Origin of the sequence: Mycobacterium sp. GA-0227b, from assembly GCF_001499855.1 — a bacterium.
Taxonomy (GTDB): domain Bacteria; phylum Actinomycetota; class Actinomycetes; order Mycobacteriales; family Mycobacteriaceae; genus Mycobacterium.
Genome location: NZ_LQIK01000031.1, coordinates 128,575 through 146,090, shown reverse-complemented (window position 1 = coordinate 146,090; position 17,516 = coordinate 128,575). Strand labels below are relative to the sequence as shown.

The window sequence follows — 17,516 nt, the reverse complement described above, 5'->3', positions numbered from 1 at the left end:
GGCCGGCCGACAGCGATGAGTCTCGCCAGCGAGGCGGGTCCCTCTTTCATGCCCAACGATGTGTGGCCGCTGGTTCATGCGGAGCGGCGAGCGCTGATCGCCGACCTCGAACGCCTCGACGACGCCCAGTGGGCGCAGCCCTCCTTGTGCGCCGGGTGGAGCGTGCACGACGTGGCCGCTCACATGGTCGACGTGGCGACGACGACGCGGTTGGGCTTCATCGTGGCGATGGCGAAGGCTCGCTTCGACTTCGACAGGCAGAACGCGCAGGGCATCGAGCGTGCGCGCGGCGCCACGCCGCAGCAGACGTTGCAGCGACTGCGCGCGGTGGCGGCCCGGACGTCGACTCCGCCCGCGCCGCTCGACACCCGCATCGTCGAGGAGGTCCTCCACGGCGAGGACATCCGCCGGCCGCTCGGACTCACCCGCGCCTATCCGCAGGAGGCGGTGGCCAGATCGTTGCACTGCCTTGCCGGCATGTCCGCGAAATTCGGCGGCGCGAAGGAGCTCGTCGCCCGGGTACGCCTCAGTGCAACGGATTTCGACCTTTCTGTCGGCGACGGCCCCGAGGTGCGCGCGCCCGCACTCGACCTGCTCCTCGCGGCATCGGGACGACACACGCCGCGTGTGAATCTGACGACGTTCTGAGCCAGAAACCGTCGCCAGTTTCACAGTCGGCACGTAAAAGCCCCCGCACGCGGCGGCGTTCACTGGTTACTGGACCGTCAGCGTTGCCGCCATGTTGGCGTGGTATTTGCAGTGAAATGCGTAGCTCCCGGGCTGGGCCGGCGCCACCAACGTCGAAATGCCGCCCCCGCCGGACACCCGGATGTCGAACAGATTGCCCTGATCGGCTGTAACAGAGTGGGCTCCGTCGGCCTTGTTGACAACGGTGATCCGCTCACCCGGCTTCACCGACGGCGGGACGGCGAAGGCGTAATCGGTGATCACGATCTCCGGGCCCGCCGGCGCAACGGGGGTTGGACTCGGCGAGTACGCCGTTTCGGCTGTCGGGGCCTGGCCACCTGTCGTCACCGGCTCCGACGAATCGTCGCCACCGCATGCAGCCACACCCCCGACGAGCGCTATCGACATGAGCATCATCGCGACGTGTCGCATCATGTTCGCCCCCTGGTAACGACGAAGCGCGCACGTAAAGCATCGCACCGACACCAAACGTCCGTCTACTGCGAAGACGCAGCGGAGCTCAGCGCCGCCAGAACAGGTGATGGGTGACGCCGCTGGGGCTGGGCACGACCTCGTGGTGAAACCGGTCGTCGAGTTCGTCCGGCGAATCCCAGAGACGCGACCCCGAACCGAGTTCCACCCGTGAGACGGCCACGTGCAGCGTGTCGACGAGCCCCGCGTCGAGGAACTCCCGGATGGTGGTGGCCCCGCCACCCAGGCGGACGTCCTTGCCGCCGGCGGCCGCCTTCGCCCGCTCGAGAACCGTGGCCGGATCGGCATTGATGAAGTGGAATGTCGTGTCCGACAGCGTGAACGACGGCCGTTCGTGATGCGTCATGACGAAGACCGGGGTGTGGAACGGCGGCTCGTCGCCCCACCAGCCAAGCCATTCGTGATCTCGCCATGGGCCACGCTGCGGGCCGAACTTGTTGCGGCCCATGATCTCCGCGCCGATGTTGTGGTGGAAGTCGCGCGTCAGGTAGTCGTCGAGCCCGCGGGTACCGCCCGGGTCCGTGCGGTTGGGCCAGCTTGCCGTCGCGCCCGCCCACGCGAACATGTCACCGGGATCGGCGTGGCCGAACGGTCGCTCAAAGCTTTGGTTCTCCCCCGCGCCGAATCCGTCGCGCGAGACGTTGAAGTTCTGAACCTTGAGAAGTTGGGTCACGCCTAGTTAGACCACCCGGGACGGTGGACCTCATCGCGGGTCACGATCACAATGTCGGCCTGACAGCGTTTCCGTGCATATATATCCTCGACGGCGCCCTCAGCACGACATTGTGTAAGCGACACGAAAAAGCCCCGGGGCGAACCCGGGGCTTTCTCGTGACTAGCGGTAGTCGCTGTAGCCGTAGTCGTCCAGCGGCACCGCGGCACCGGTGGCCTGGCCGAAGTCCGGGCTGTAGTACTGATCCTCGTAGGACGGGATCGTGTACGCCGCAGCGCGGGCTTCTTCGGTCGGCTGCACCTGGATGTTGCGGTACCGGTTGATACCCGTACCGGCCGGGATCAGCTTGCCGATGATCACGTTCTCCTTCAGACCCTGCAGCTTGTCGCTGCGGCAATTGATCGCCGCATCGGTCAGCACGCGGGTGGTCTCCTGGAACGACGCCGCCGACAGCCACGAGTCGGTGGCCAACGACGCCTTCGTGATGCCCATCAGCACCGGACGACCGGCCGCCGGCTCGCCGCCCTCGGCGACCACCCGACGGTTCTCGGTCTCGAACTCGCCACGCTCGGTCAGCGAGCCGGGCAGGAACTCCGTCGAACCCGAGTCGATGATCGTGACGCGACGCAGCATCTGCCGGACGATGACCTCGATGTGCTTGTCGTGGATCGACACGCCCTGAGCGCGGTAGACCTCCTGGACCTCCTTGACGAGGTGGATCTGCACCTCGCGGGGGCCCTGGACACGGAGCACCTCGTGCGGGTCGGCCGCACCTTCCATCAGCTGCTGCCCGACCTCGACGTGGTCGCCGTCGGTGAGCAGACGCTCGGTGCCGTCGTCGTGCTTGAACACCTTCAGGCGCTGACGACGGGAGAGCTTGTCGTACACCACTTCCTCGCCACCATCGTCGGGAATGATGGTGATCTTGTAGAAGCGCTCGCCCTCCTCGAGCCGCACCCGGCCGGTGACGTCGGCGATCGGCGCCTTGTTCCGCGGGATACGGGCTTCGAACAGCTCCTGCACGCGGGGCAGACCACCGGTGATGTCCTCACCCACGCCGCCCTGGTGGAACGTGCGCATGGTCAGCTGCGTGCCGGGCTCGCCGATGGACTGCGCGGCGACGATGCCGACCGCCTCGCCGATGTCGACGAGCTTGCCGGTCGCCATCGAGCGGCCGTAGCACATCGCGCACACGCCGGTGCCCGTCGCGCAGGTCAGCACGGAGCGGACCTTCACCTCGGTGATGCCCGCGGCCAACAGCGCCTCGATCGCCGGGTCGCCCAGGTCGTGGCCGCGCTCGACGACCACGTTGCCCTTGGCGTCGACGGCGTCGGTGGCCAGCGTCCGCGCGTAGGCCGACGTCTCGATGTGCTGATCGCGCACCAAGGCCGCATCCTTGCCGCTACCCTGCGGCTCGGCGAGCGTGACCGTGATGCCGCGCTCGGTCTCGCAGTCGGTCTCGCGCACGATGACGTCCTGGCTCACGTCGACCAGACGACGCGTCAGGTAGCCCGAGTCGGCTGTGCGGAGCGCAGTATCTGCTAGGCCCTTTCTCGCGCCGTGGGTGTTGATGAAGTACTCCAGCACCGTCAGGCCCTCGCGGAACGAGGACTTGATCGGACGCGGAATGAACTCACCCTTCGGGTTGGTCACCAGACCCTTCATGCCGGCCAGTGTCCTGGTCTGCGTGAAGTTACCCGTGGCACCCGAATCGACGATCGTGATGATCGGGTTGTCCGTCGGGTAGTGCGCCCGCAGGGCCTCGCCGACCTCTTCGGTGGCGTCCTGCCAGATCTTGACCAGTGCGTCGTTGCGCTCGTCGTGGTTGAGCGCACCGCGCTGGTACTTCTTCTCGATCTGGTCCGCTTCCTTCTCGTAGCGGTCCAGGATCTCCTGCTTCTGCGGCGGCACCAGCACGTCGGCCATCGACACGGTGACACCCGAACGGGTGGCCCAGTAGAAGCCGGCGTCCTTGAGCTTGTCCACAGTCTGCGCGACCACGATCATCGGGTAGCGCTCGGCGAGATCGTTGACGATCCGCGCCTGGACCTTCTTGTGCATCTGCTCGTTGACGAACGGATACCCCTGCGGCAGAAGCTCGTTGAAGAGCACCCGGCCCAGCGTGGTCTCCGCGGTCCAGGCGTCGCCCGGCTTCCATCCGTCCGGGAACGTCGAGGCCTCGATGTCGGCGGGCGGACGCAGCTGCGTCAGCCGCACCCGGATCTTGGCCCGCACCGACAGCGCGCCGCGGTCCATTGCCATGATCGCCTCGGCCGGCGAGCTGTACACGCCGGTCTCCGGTTGATCCTTGGCGGCAGACGTGAATTCGCCGGGGTCCCCGTCGATCATCGTCGTCAGGTAGTACAGGCCGGTCACCATGTCCAGACGCGGCATGGCCAGCGGTCGGCCCGACGCCGGCGACAGGATGTTGTTCGACGACAGCATCAGGATGCGAGCCTCGGCCTGCGCCTCCGCCGACAGCGGCAGGTGCACGGCCATCTGGTCACCGTCGAAGTCCGCGTTGAACGCCTCGCAGACCAGCGGGTGCAGCTGAATGGCCTTGCCCTCCACCAGCTGCGGCTCGAAAGCCTGGATACCGAGGCGGTGCAGAGTCGGTGCGCGGTTCAGCAGCACCGGATGCTCGGCGATGACCTCTTCGAGGACGTCCCACACCTGCGGACGCTGACGCTCGACCATCCGCTTGGCGCTCTTGATGTTCTGCGCGTGGTTGAGATCCACCAGGCGCTTCATCACGAACGGCTTGAACAGCTCGAGCGCCATCAGCTTCGGCAGACCGCACTGGTGCAGCTTGAGCTGCGGGCCGACCACGATGACCGAACGGCCCGAGTAGTCGACACGCTTACCGAGCAGGTTCTGGCGGAACCGGCCCTGCTTGCCCTTCAACAGATCGCTCAGCGACTTCAGCGGACGGTTGCCCGGCCCGGTGACCGGGCGGCCGCGGCGGCCGTTGTCGAACAGCGCGTCCACCGACTCCTGAAGCATGCGCTTCTCGTTGTTGACGATGATCTCGGGCGCGCCGAGATCGATCAGCCTCTTGAGCCGGTTGTTGCGGTTGATCACGCGGCGGTACAGGTCGTTGAGGTCCGACGTGGCGAACCGGCCACCGTCGAGCTGCACCATCGGCCGCAGCTCCGGCGGGATCACCGGAACCGCGTCGAGCACCATGCCCATCGGCGAGTTGGACGACTGCTGGAACGCCGCGACCACCTTGAGCCGCTTCAGCGCGCGAAGCTTCTTCTGCCCCTTGCCACTTCGGATGACCTCGCGCAGCTCTTCGGCCTCTGCCTCGATGTCGAAGTTCTCGATGAGCTTCTTGATCGCCTCGGCACCCATCGCGCCGATGAAGTACTCGCCGTAGCGGTCCTGCAGTTCGCGGTAGAGCACCTCGTCGACAATGAGCTGCTTGGGCGCCAGCTTGGTGAAGGTGTTCCAGATCTCCTCGAGCCGGTCCAGCTCACGCTGGGCCCGGTCGCGGATCTGACGCATCTCACGCTCGCCACCGTCGCGCACCTTGCGGCGCACGTCGCTCTTGGCGCCTTCCTTCTCCAGCTCGGCCAAGTCGGCCTCGAGCTTCTGCGACCGCTCGGCCAGGTCGAGATCGCGCTGATCCTCGACGGCCTTGCGCTCGACGACCATCTCCGCCTCCAGCGTGGAGAGCTCGTTGTGGCGCATCTCGTCGTCGACGGCGGTGATGACGTAGGCGGCGAAGTAGATGATCTTCTCGAGATCCTTCGGCGCCAGGTCGAGCAGGTAGCCCAGCCGCGACGGCACACCCTTGAAGTACCAGATGTGCGTGACGGGTGCGGCCAGCTCGATGTGGCCCATCCGCTCGCGGCGCACCTTGGCGCGGGTCACCTCGACGCCGCAGCGCTCACAGATGATGCCCTTGAAGCGGACGCGCTTGTACTTGCCGCAGTAGCACTCCCAGTCGCGAGTCGGTCCGAAGATCTTCTCGCAGAACAGGCCGTCCTTCTCCGGCTTCAGCGTGCGGTAGTTGATGGTCTCCGGCTTCTTGACCTCGCCGTAGGACCACTGACGGATGTCGTCGGCGGTGGCGAGACCGATCCGGAGCTCATCGAAGAAGTTGACGTCTAGCACGTAACTCCCTTTCCCCTTTCGGGACTAGAAATACTATTAGGCACCACGGCTGAGCCGTGAATTAGGCTAGGTCCTCGACGGACGCAGATTCGTTGCGCGACAAGTTGATTCCCAGGTTCGCCGCGGCGCGCTCGAGGTCCTCGTCGTCGCCGTCGCGCATCTCGATCGCGGCGCCGTCAGAAGACAGCACCTCGACGTTGAGGCACAGCGACTGCAGTTCCTTGAGCAGCACCTTGAACGACTCGGGGATGCCCGGCTCGGGGATGTTCTCGCCCTTGACGATCGCCTCGTACACCTTGACCCGGCCGACGGTGTCGTCGGACTTGATGGTCAACAGCTCCTGCAGCGTGTACGCCGCGCCGTAGGCCTGCATGGCCCAGCACTCCATCTCGCCGAACCGCTGGCCACCGAACTGCGCCTTGCCGCCCAGCGGCTGCTGGGTGATCATCGAGTACGGGCCGGTGGAGCGGGCGTGGATCTTGTCGTCCACCAGGTGGTGCAGCTTGAGGATGTACATGTAGCCGACCGTCACCGGGTACGGGAACGGTTCGCCACTGCGACCGTCGAACAGCATCGCCTTGCCGTCCTCGTCGACGAGCGTCTCGCCGTCGCGGTTGGGCAGCGTGGCCGACAGCAGACCCTGCAGCTCCGCCTCGCGGGCACCGTCGAACACCGGCGTGGAGACAATGCTTCCCGGCTCCGACTCCAGCAGCTCCTTCGGCAACGCGCTCGCCCAGTCCGGTGAGCCGTTGATCTTCCAGCCGCTCTTGGCGACCCACCCGAGGTGCGTCTCCAGAATCTGGCCGATGTTCATCCGTCGCGGCACACCGTGCGTGTTCAATATGATGTCGACCGGCGTGCCGTCGGGCAGGAACGGCATGTCCTCGACCGGCAGGATCTTGCCGATGACGCCCTTGTTGCCGTGGCGCCCGGCCAGCTTGTCGCCGTCGGAGATCTTGCGCTTCTGCGCGACGTAGACGCGGACCAACTCGTTGACGCCGGCCGGCAGCTCGTCGTCATCCTCGCGGGAGAACACCCGGATGCCGATGACCTTGCCGGACTCACCGTGCGGCACCTTCAGCGACGTGTCGCGAACCTCGCGGGCCTTCTCGCCGAAGATGGCGCGCAGCAGGCGCTCCTCCGGGGTCAGCTCGGTCTCGCCCTTCGGGGTGACCTTGCCGACCAGGATGTCGCCGTCGCGGACCTCGGCGCCGATGCGGACGATGCCGCGCTCGTCGAGGTCGGCCAGCACCTCATCGGAGACGTTCGGGATGTCCCGGGTGATCTCCTCGGCGCCCAGCTTGGTGTCGCGGGCGTCGATCTCGTGCTCCTCGATGTGGATCGAGGTGAGCACGTCCTCCTCCACCAGGCGGTTGGAGAGGATGATCGCGTCCTCGTAGTTGTGGCCCTCCCACGGCATGATCGCCACGAGCAGGTTCTTGCCCAGCGCCATCTCACCGTTCTCGGTGCACGGCCCGTCGGCGATGACCTGACCCGCCTCGACACGCTGGCCGGCGTCGACGATCGGACGCTGGTTGGCGCAGGTGCCGTGGTTGGAGCGGGCGAACTTGCGCATCCGGTAGGTGTGCCGGCTGCCGTCGTCGGCCATCACGGTGACGTAGTCGGCCGAGACCTCCTCGATCACGCCCGACTTGTCGGCGACGACGACGTCGCCGGCGTCGATCGCGGCGCGCAACTCCATGCCGGTGCCGACCAGCGGCGCCTCGCTGCGCACCAGCGGAACCGCCTGACGCTGCATGTTCGCGCCCATCAGCGCGCGGTTGGCGTCGTCGTGCTCGAGGAAGGGGATCATCGCCGTCGCGACCGACACCATCTGGCGCGGCGAGACGTCCATGTAGTCGACCTCGGCCGACGACACGTACTCGACCTCGCCGCCCTTCCGGCGGACCAGGACGCGCTCTTCGGCGAAGCGGCCCGCGTCGTCCAGCGGCGAGTTGGCCTGCGCCACGACGTGGCGGTCCTCCTCGTCGGCGGTCAGGTACTCGATGTCGTCGGTGACGACACCGTCCTTGACCTTGCGGTACGGCGTCTCGATGAAGCCGAACGGGTTGACCCGCGCGTACACCGACAGCGAGCCGATCAGGCCGATGTTCGGGCCTTCCGGGGTCTCGATCGGGCACATGCGGCCGTAGTGGCTGGAGTGCACGTCGCGAACCTCGAGGCCGGCGCGCTCACGGGACAGACCGCCCGGGCCCAGCGCCGAGAGACGACGCTTGTGGGTCAGCCCCGACAGCGGGTTGTTCTGGTCCATGAACTGCGACAGCTGGCTGGTGCCGAAGAACTCCTTGATCGCCGCCACGACCGGGCGGATGTTGATCAGGGTCTGCGGCGTGATCGCCTCGACGTCCTGGGTCGTCATGCGCTCGCGCACGACGCGCTCCATGCGCGACAGGCCGACCCGGATCTGGTTCTGGATCAGCTCACCGACCGTGCGCAGGCGACGGTTGCCGAAGTGGTCGATGTCGTCGACCTCGACGGGGACCTCGACACCGCCGGGGACGGTCATCGTCTTGTCGCCCTGATGCAGCCGCACCAGGTACTCGATGGTCGCGACGACGTCCTCTTCGGTCAGCGTGGTCGATGATGACTGCGCGGGCTCGGCAGTTATCCCGAGCTTCTTGTTGACCTTGTAGCGGCCCACGCGGGCCAGGTCGTAGCGCTTCTCCTTGAAGAACAGGTTCTCCAGCAGGGTCTGCGCGGACTCCTTGGTCGGCGGCTCGCCCGGGCGCAGCTTGCGGTAGATGTCGAGCAGCGCCTCGTCGGTGCCTGCGGTGTTGTCCTTCTCGAGCGTCGACATCATGATCTCGGAGAAGCCGAAGCGCTCGGAGATCTGCTCGTTGGTCCAGCCCAGCGCCTTGAGCAGCACGGTGACCGGCTGACGACGCTTGCGGTCGATGCGCACACCCACGGTGTCGCGCTTGTCGACGTCGAACTCCAGCCACGCACCGCGGCCGGGGATCACCTTGACGCTGTGCAGCGTCTTCTCGGTGGACTTGTCGATGCTCTCGTCGAAGTAGACGCCCGGCGAGCGGACCAGCTGGCTCACCACGACACGCTCCGTGCCGTTGATGATGAACGTGCCCTTCTCGGTCATCATCGGGAAGTCGCCCATGAAGACCGTCTGGCTCTTGATCTCGCCGGTGTTGTTGTTGATGAACTCGGCCGTGACGAACAGCGGGGCCGCGTACGTCATGTCCTTGTCTTTGCACTCGTCGACCGGCGCCTTGACCTCGTCGAAGCGCGGATCGGAGAAGGACAGCGACATCGAGCCCGAGAAGTCCTCGATCGGGCTCAGCTCGGAGAGCACCTCTTCGAGGCCGCCAACGGGCGTGTCCTCGCCGCGCAGCTTGGCCTTCTCACGCCAGGCCTCGGAGCCGATCAGCCACTCGAAGGACTCGGTTTGAACATCAAGAAGCCCGGGAACCTCGAGGGGCTCACGCAGCTTTGCAAAGGAAATTCGGTTTGGTGCTCCTGGGACGGAGTTTTTAGTAGCTTCTGCTGTCTTGCTTGGGCGGGACCCTGCCAAGATGCATCCTTCCAGCACCTCATGCGACTCTGAAGGGGCCGGTACCACCGGATCCTCATGTGCCGCGATATCTGCGTCGGTTCGGCCGGCCACTCACGACCACGAACTTCCCGAACGCACGGCACGCGACTAGATCACTGAGCGGGGCTCAGGCTAGGACATCGGTGTCAGGTGCGGGTTTTAGGTGGGCAGGATGCAGCCAGCGCAACGTCCAACAGTACCGCAGGACGGCGTATTCCTCAACCACCGCGCGCCGGGGTCTAGCGGGCGCTGGCTGGCGTCCTTTACCCGTGCACACATGCTGACCAACAGATTGGCCCCTCAACGGCCGTCCGTCAAGAGATAACACGGTGTTTGGTGTGGAGTTTTACGGTCCGCGGGACGTCGCGGCACCGGTCCGGCCGAGCCGGCGGTTCCCTCACGCGGCGATCGTGTCACTGCAGTTTCCGACGCCGGAAGTGCCGACTGATGCACCCTCGCACACCGGGTCGAAGGTGAAGAACCCGTTGGCCAGCGACATGAACGGCTGCAGGAAGTTCAGCCAGAACGGCTTGGTCAGCGTGTTGGGCAGCGCCACCACGGAGGCCTCGCCGGCCGGGGTGTCGAAGCTGGCCCGCTCGCCGAGCTCGAGGTAGATGCCCGTTTCGGTGTTGCCGGCGAACATGTCGTTGACCCACCCGACCATCAGCATCTGCGCCGCGGCGGCGTTCTCGGGCTGCGAGAACCCGGCGACCAACTCCTGGGCGAACTGGATCAGCGGGTTGCCGCCCCGCATGGTGTCGACGTGCGAGCCGTTGACCAGCGTCACGCCCACGAACTTGCCCGGCCGCGCCGCGACCAGCGCGTCGAGCCCGGCGCCGAAGTTGTTCCACATATAGACCGGCGCCGCGAGCTGATAGATCGGGATGTCGAGCGGAACCTTCTTCAGCGATGCCGGCATCCGAGCCGGGTCGCCCAGCGCGACGCCGTCGAGCAGTACGACGCCGGCGAGCCTGTCGACGGTTCCGTCGTCGACCATGTGGCCCGCCATGCCCGATACCGCACCGCCGCCCAGCGAGTGGCCCATCAGCACGACGCGGTCGGGGATGGGACCGTTGTAGCCCGCCGCCTGCGCGCTGTCCGCCAATGCCGTGTTGTTCTCGTCGAGCAGTCCCGCCATCGCCTCGTGCATCGGCGCGCCACCGAGCCAGCAGGCATCGGCGGCGAAGAAGTTCGAGGTGATCGACGGCGCCACCACGATGCTGTTCGTCTGCTCGGCCAGCGCCGCCGCGGTGTGGCTGTACCAGGGGCCGCTCGCTAGGAAGCCGTGCTGCAGATAGATCAGCCGGTCCGGCGGTGGCTTCCCGACCTCGGTCTTGGGGATGTACCAGTCCGCGGGTACCTCTTGACCTTCGCCTTCTTCGCACGCGCAGTCGATTCGCAGCGACGAGGAGCGCACGGTGACGGTGCTGTTCGGCGGGAGGATCGGTGGGCCGCCGAAGATCCGGGTGGCGATCGCGTAGAGGTCGAACACGATCGTGCCGATCACCCTGATGATGCCGGGCAGCTGTGGCGCGGTCGCGGTGGCCGTCGCCGCGAGAGGGGCCGACGCGAACGCCACCGCCTGCACTTCGGGTTCTTCGATGTTCTCGACGACCTTGTCAAGGGCGATCGTCGTGGTCTGCTCGACGGCGGGCTGGACGGTCGCGTTGTCGATTTCCGTTTCGATGACGGGCTTCTTCTCGGCCTCGGGTGTGACGGTGGCGTCCTCGGCCGCTGTGGTGGCCGTGGCCGTGACGTTCGCCGTGACCGCAGTGCTCGTCTGCTTGGTGGTGTGGTCGCTGTTGGAGCGGGCCTTTGTGACGACGTCATCTTCGGCGGTGACGACGTCGTCGTCGGTCGCCGCGTCGTCGATGGTCACCTCCTCCTCGGTGGTCCCCTTCTCCTCGGTGGTCCCCTTCTCCTCGGTGGTCCCCGCCTCGGTGGTCCGGTCGTCGGTCGTCGCGTCGTCTTTGGGGTCCTTTGCATCGGCGTCGTCGGAATCCGTCGCGTCGTCCTTCGTGTCCTTCGCCTCGTCCTTCGGGTCGGCGGAGTCCGCCCCCTCGGCTGAGTCCGTCCTGTCGTCGGAGGCCGTCCCGTCGTCGGAGCTGCCGGCACCCGTCGCGCCGCTACTCGGTGAATCCTTCTTGCTGTCAGTCGAATTCGACGACTGGGAGCTCTTCGAACCGCTGGCGTCCGACGACGAACCGTCGTCGGCGATCGCCACGCCGGTACCCGCGAGCATCGCTGCCGTCATACCGGCGGTGACCACCCCGGCGCTCAACCACACCAACAACCGGTCGACCATGACCTCTCCCTGTTCGACGACGCGAGAAAGATAACGTCCGTAGTCGCTACGGGAATGCGTTTCGCCGAGGCTCAACTCATGCAGGGGTATCGGCGCGTTCGACACGCACCGGCACACCGGTCAACCGGGCCATGCCGGCCAAGCTCTCGATGTCGGCCGGATCGCTCGACATGAGCCGATTGACGTTGGCCCCGCCGGCGTCATTGGCCACCCGCCAACCGGCGGTGCCCCTGTGCCCCCAGCCGTGCGGAACCGCGACCACGCCGGAGACGATGTCCTTGGTGACGACGACCGGCAGCTCGATCTCGCCGTGCGGCGACGCGATCCGCACCGTGTCGCCGTCGACGATGTGCGCAGCGGCCGCATCGTCGACGTGGATGCGCGCCTGATGGGTGCGCTCGCCGCGCATCAGCAGCGGCGAGTTGTGCAGCCAGGAGTTCTCCGACCTCGCCTCGCGCATGCCGATCAGCCGCATCGGGTAGCCGTCGGGAACGCTGCGCCGCGACAGCTTGTCCACCTCGGCGGCGATCTCGTCGTGGCGCAACCGGATCCGGCGGCCGCGGTACACGACGGTGTCGCGCAGCACGCCGTCGCGCAGATTGTCGGCAAGCACGGCGCCATGCGGATGGCGGCCGGTGAGCTTGGTGAAGCTCAACCCACGGCGCAGGCCGAACCGGTCACCGCCCTCACCCAGCCGGATCACCGCATCGACGAGCAGGCGGGGACTCAGTCGAACACCGAACACGGACAACGCTTTCCGCATGCCGGCGAGTGCCGCCAGCCCGGGCGTCGACCGCCACATCCTGGCGGCGAGGTCGTCGATGATCTCCCACTCGGCACGCGCCTGCCCCACCGGCGCGACGACGGCCTCGGTGGCCTGCCGGAACGGTGTGGGCTGCAGGGTCTGGAACGGCAGCGGGAAGTCGTCGCGCTCGTACATCGACGTCGCGGGCAGCACATAGTCGCAGTGCGCCAGCGTCTCGTTGACGTAGAGGTCGATACCGACCATCAGCTCCAACGACTCCAGCGCACTTTCCAATTCGTCGCCGTTGGGCACCGACAGCACCGGATTGCCTGCCCCGACGAACAGCGCCCTGACCTGGCCGCGGCCCGGCGTGGTGATCTCCTTGGCCATCACGCCTGCGGGTTCCGAACCCAGAACGGACGGGAAGCCGCCGATGCGCGAGCGCCTGCGGGAGTAGACGGCGCGCAACAGCGCACCGCCCGCCTTGTTCAGCCACCGCTCCCCGGGCACGCCCAACCGGCCGAACATGCTGCCGCCGGGCACGTCGAGGTTGCCGGCCACCAGGTTGACGGCGTCGAGCAGATACGTCGTCAGTGTTCCGTTCTCCCCGGTGCTGGTGCCGACCCTGCCGTACACCGCGGCCCGTTCGGTGCGGGCCAGGTCGCGGGCCAGCGAGCGGACGGTCTCGGGTTCGATCCCGGTGTGCGGTTCGGTCGCCTCGGGGCTGAACGGCCGGGCCAGTCGCTCCAGCCAGGCGCCGCCGTCGGCCTGCGATGCGAGTCGTTGCCGGTCGACCAGGTTCTCCGCGAACATCACGTGCAGCAGCGACAGCAGCAGATAGGCGTCGCCGTCGGGGACGATGCCCAGCCACTCGAACTGGGCGGCGGTTTCGGTCTTGCGGGGGTCGATCACCAGCACCCGGCCGCCACGCTTCACGATGTCGTGCATGCGGTCCCTGATCCGGGGCACGGTCAGCACGCTGCCGTGCGAGATGACCGGGTTCGCGCCGATGACGACGAGCAGGTCCGTGCGCAGCACATCGGGCACCGGCAGCGCCAGCGGCGACCCGTAGAGCAACTGGCTGGCCACGAAGCGGTTGTTCACGTCCTGCGAGCCGGCGGTGAACACGTGCAGGCCGAGCCCGAACCCGGCCATCAGCGTCGTCAGGCTCAGCGTGTACGAGTAGCTGAACGCGCCCGGGTTACCGAAGTACCAGCCGATGGCTCCCGCGCCGTGGGTTCGGTGGATGGCGCCGAGCCGTGTGGCGATGTCGGACATCGCCTCGTCCCAACTGACTGTTTCGAAGCCGCCGTCGGGGCGCCGTCGCAGTGGGGTGGTGACGCGGTCGGGGTCGTTGACGACCTCGCTGAACGCGATGCCCTTCTGGCAGGCGAACCCCGCCGAGAGCGGATGGTCCCTGTCGGGGCGCAGTGCGGTGAGGCGGCCGTCCTCGACGGTCGCGATCATGCCGCACAGCGGCTCGCAGATCCGGCAGAACGTCGGTTTGTTCTCGACGCCCACCAGCGTGGCTTACTGTTGCGCGCGCGGTATGGCGCCGGTCGGCGCCTCTTCGTCGACCGTGCGGTGCCGGGCGGTTTCGTCGTCGACGTCGGGGATCGAATGCGCCTGGTACCGGTGCGTGCCCTCGAGGTCGTCGCGGATGGCTTCCTGCGCCTTGGGCGGCAGCGTGTGCATGATCTCGCGCACCCGGGCCTGGCGGCGGTAGACCGCCTGGCGCTCCGGCATGCCGGGCGTCGCCTGGATCTGCGGCGGCACACCCTCGATCTCCTCGACGCCACCGTCGTGGTGGCCGGCGTCGATCATGGCCTGCTCTTCGGCCATCGTCGACTCGTCCTTCTCCTCGGACATGCCGATCGGACCGATACGGCGACCGTTGAGGAACTGACGGACCACGGGCTCGTCGCTGGTCAGCAGCACCTCGCGCGGACCGAACATCACCAGGTGCTTGCGGAACAGCATGCCCATGTTGTCCGGCACTGTGCGCGCGATGTTGATGTTGTGCGTCACGATCAGGATCGTGCAGTCGATCTGCGCGTTGATGTCGATCAGCAGCTGGCTCAGGTACGCGGTACGCACCGGGTCCAGACCCGAGTCGGGCTCGTCGCAGAGGATGATCTGCGGGTCGAGCACCAGCGAGCGGGCCAGGCCCGCACGCTTGCGCATACCGCCGGAGATCTCGCCGGGGAACTTGTTCTCGTCGCCGGCCAGACCGACCAGCTCGAGCTTCTCCATGACGATCTGGCGGATCTCGCTTTCCTTCTTCTTGGTGTGCTCACGCAAGGGGAAAGCGGTGTTGTCGTAGAGGCTCATCGAGCCGAACAGCGCACCGTCCTGGAACATCACGCCGAACAGCGTGCGGATCTCGTAGAGCTCCTTGGCGGTGCACTGGATGACATCGGTGCCGTCGACGATGATCTTGCCGCGCTCCGGACGCAGCAGCCCGATCAACGACTTCAAGAACACGGATTTGCCGGTACCGGACGGGCCGAGCAGAACGCTCACCTCGCCCGGCGGCAGGTCGAATGTGACGTCCTCCCAGATTCGCTGGGGGCCGAAGGACTTGGTCAGTCCTTCAATCTGAATTCCAATGCCCACGCTCGCGATCCTTCCGCCAGTCATCGTCACGCCACTCGCTTGCCCGCTTGTGGCTTGAGTCACTGTAGCCTACGCCTCCTGGCCACAACACTCGTCTGCGGTCAGATTGTGACGCATCCGCGAGACGACTGTGGGGCCGACCCATTTGCTGGATCGACCCCACAGTTGTGGTATTGCCGGCTCGCCGGCAAGCGGTTACGCAGGTGCTACTTGACGGTGACCGTCGCGCCCGCGGCCTCGAGCTTGGCCTTGGCATCGTCGGCGGCCGCCTTGTCGACCTTCTCGAGCAGCGGCTTGGGAGCGCCGTCGACGAGGTCCTTGGCCTCCTTGAGGCCCAGGCCGGAGACGATCTCGCGGACGACCTTGATGACGCCGATCTTCTTGTCGCCGGCACCCTCGAGGATGACGTCGAACTCCGACTGCTCCTCAGCGGCCTCGGCGGGGGCACCACCGGCAGCGGCGCCGGGGGCCGCGGCGACGGCGACCGGAGCAGCGGCGGTGACCTCGAAGGTCTCCTCGAACTTCTTGACGAACTCGGAGAGCTCCAGCAGCGTCAGTTCCTTGAACGCGTCGAGCAACTCGTCGGTGGACAGCTTGGCCATCGTGTGGTCCTTTCTGATTTCTTACTTCTTCGTTAGGCGATTTGTGGAGTGTTAGCGGCGGTCAGCGCCGGTGCGGCTCCACAAGTCGGGGGTTAAGCGGCTTCCTCGCCGGCTTTCTTCTCTTGCAGAGCTGCGGCCAGCCGGGCGACCTGCGACGCCGGAGCGTTGAACAGACCGGCGGCCTTGGACAGGTTCGCCTTCATCGCGCCGGCCATCTTGGCCAGCAGCACCTCGCGCGACTCCAGGTCGGCGATGCGCTCGACCTCGGACACGCTCAGCGGGCGGCCGTCCATATAGCCGCCCTTGATGACGAGGGCCTTGTTGTCCTTGGCGAACTTCTTGATCGCCTTGGCGGCGTCGACGGCCTCGCCCTTGACGAACGCGATCGCGGTGGGACCGACGAACAACTCGTCGAGCCCCTCGATGCCCGCCTCCGCCGCAGCACGCTTGACCAGCGTGTTCTTGGCGACCGTGTAGGTGGCGGAATCACCGAGCGAGCGGCGCAGGTCTTTGAGGTTGGCCACCGTCAGCCCGCGGTACTCGGTGACGAGCGTCGCCGAAGCCTCCTTGAACTGCTCGGCGATGTCGGCAACCGCGGTGGCCTTGTCAGCCTTGGCCATGCATGCCTCCTCGTGGATGGGAACCATCGGCCGAGAAAGGATGAGGGACCGGAAACGACGAACGCCCCGACGCAGACAGGTCGGGGCGCACACGTGACGTACTAGCCTCGTCCTCCTGCGTGGGCCGCCCGGGGATCCGGGACCTTCAACCGATTGCTCGGTGACCGACGGTCTTCGGTGGAACGTCGACCAGAATAGCCTGCTGCCCACTCATCAGCCAAAACGCGTGGTTTCGGTGTCCGAACAGTCGCTGAGCGACGGTTACGACACCGAAATCACCAGCAACGCGTACAGCACGATCAACAGGGCGACCCGCAGCCCGTGCAGCCGGTCCCACCGACGGGCCAGGTCGCGGTCGACATCGTCGGCATCAGCCCAGCGGCCGATGCGATTGTTGATCGGCACCATCAGCATCACGGTCACGAGTACGACGACAGCCATCAGCGCGGCAGCCGCCGTCACGAGCCAGGCCGGCCGCAGGATCACGGCCGCCACCACAAGCACCACCAGCGTCGCGATGTACCAGAACGGCATGACCCGTCCCAGCACACGGCTCCCATCGGCGCGAGCCTGACCGAACGCGCCGTCGGGAAGTCGACCGAAGATCGGGTTGGTGAACGCGGCCACGGCGATCTCGACTCCGACCATCGGGCCGGCGATCAGCAGGGCAGCGATCTCGATGATTTCCCTCATGTCTCGACCGTGCCCGCTAAGCTGACACAAAGCAAGGTACTGACAAATTTGTCAGCTCAGGAGGGCGCATGGCGGTATCGAAGAAGGGTGTCAACGAGTGCCCGATCGACACCGCGCTGACGGTCATCGACGGGCGTTGGAAGGGCACCATCCTGTGGCGGCTGCAGGACGGGCCGATGCGCACCGCCGAGTTACGCCGCAGCATTCCCGACATCACCGAGCGGATGCTCATCCGCCACCTGCATGAACTCGTCGACGACGGCATCATCGACCGACACGACGCTCGGACCGTGCCGCCCTGCGTGCACTATTCGATCTCGGAGTACGGCATGACGCTTGCGCCGGTGCTGCAGAGTTTGTGCGACTGGGGGCGAAAGCACATGACGCGCAGTTGAT

At 66.6% G+C, this 17,516-nt stretch carries 12 protein-coding genes; 2 read left to right on the top strand and 10 right to left on the bottom strand.

The features are described 5' to 3' along the window. The first annotated feature begins 15 nt into the window (after positions 1-15). Positions 16-648, top strand: a complete 633-nt coding sequence (locus AU185_RS19925) for a maleylpyruvate isomerase family mycothiol-dependent enzyme (RefSeq protein WP_286143238.1) — start codon at positions 16-18, stop codon at positions 646-648. A 66-nt stretch (positions 649-714) separates the two neighbouring features. Here AU185_RS19925 and AU185_RS19920 read toward each other — a convergent pair whose 3' ends face one another. From AU185_RS19920 to AU185_RS19875, 10 genes are all read right to left on the bottom strand, one after another. Next, a complete protein-coding gene (locus AU185_RS19920; protein WP_059101319.1) occupies positions 715-1,122 on the bottom strand; it encodes a cupredoxin domain-containing protein in 408 nt (135 codons plus the stop codon). An 85-nt stretch (positions 1,123-1,207) separates the two neighbouring features. Further along, positions 1,208-1,852, bottom strand: a complete 645-nt coding sequence (locus tag AU185_RS19915) for a dihydrofolate reductase family protein (RefSeq protein WP_059101318.1) — start codon at positions 1,850-1,852, stop codon at positions 1,208-1,210. A gap of 162 nt (positions 1,853-2,014) precedes the next feature. Beyond that, positions 2,015-5,971, bottom strand: a complete 3,957-nt coding sequence (locus AU185_RS19910; RefSeq protein ID WP_059101317.1) for a DNA-directed RNA polymerase subunit beta' — start codon at positions 5,969-5,971, stop codon at positions 2,015-2,017. A gap of 61 nt (positions 5,972-6,032) precedes the next feature. Next, complete coding sequence (gene rpoB / locus AU185_RS19905) at positions 6,033-9,518, bottom strand: DNA-directed RNA polymerase subunit beta (RefSeq protein ID WP_059101518.1); 3,486 nt, start codon at positions 9,516-9,518, stop codon at positions 6,033-6,035. A 418-nt stretch (positions 9,519-9,936) separates the two neighbouring features. Then, on the bottom strand, positions 9,937-11,844 hold the full coding sequence (locus AU185_RS19900) for an alpha/beta hydrolase family protein (protein ID WP_059101517.1): 1,908 nt from the start codon (positions 11,842-11,844) through the stop codon (positions 9,937-9,939). Positions 11,845-11,920: 76 nt separating this feature from the next. Further along, positions 11,921-14,110 carry a molybdopterin-containing oxidoreductase family protein gene (locus tag AU185_RS19895; RefSeq protein ID WP_059101316.1) on the bottom strand — a complete coding sequence of 730 codons (2,190 nt, stop codon included), beginning with the start codon at positions 14,108-14,110 and terminating at the stop codon, positions 11,921-11,923. 9 nt (positions 14,111-14,119) lie between these two features. After that, positions 14,120-15,205: an ABC transporter ATP-binding protein gene (locus tag AU185_RS19890; RefSeq protein ID WP_059101315.1), complete on the bottom strand. Its 1,086-nt coding sequence runs from the start codon at positions 15,203-15,205 to the stop codon at positions 14,120-14,122. A 206-nt stretch (positions 15,206-15,411) separates the two neighbouring features. Further along, a complete protein-coding gene (gene rplL, locus AU185_RS19885) occupies positions 15,412-15,807 on the bottom strand; it encodes a 50S ribosomal protein L7/L12 (protein WP_059101314.1) in 396 nt (131 codons plus the stop codon). A 92-nt stretch (positions 15,808-15,899) separates the two neighbouring features. Further along, positions 15,900-16,427 carry a 50S ribosomal protein L10 gene (gene rplJ / locus AU185_RS19880; RefSeq protein ID WP_059101516.1) on the bottom strand — a complete coding sequence of 176 codons (528 nt, stop codon included), beginning with the start codon at positions 16,425-16,427 and terminating at the stop codon, positions 15,900-15,902. 261 nt (positions 16,428-16,688) lie between these two features. Beyond that, a complete protein-coding gene (locus tag AU185_RS19875) occupies positions 16,689-17,120 on the bottom strand; it encodes an anthrone oxygenase family protein (RefSeq protein ID WP_059101313.1) in 432 nt (143 codons plus the stop codon). Between the two features lie 68 nt (positions 17,121-17,188). Between AU185_RS19875 and AU185_RS19870 the strand changes: the two genes are divergently transcribed. Further along, positions 17,189-17,515 (top strand): winged helix-turn-helix transcriptional regulator, encoded by a 327-nt coding sequence (locus AU185_RS19870; RefSeq protein WP_059101312.1) that lies wholly within the window; start codon positions 17,189-17,191, stop codon positions 17,513-17,515. Position 17,516 lies beyond the last annotated feature (1 nt).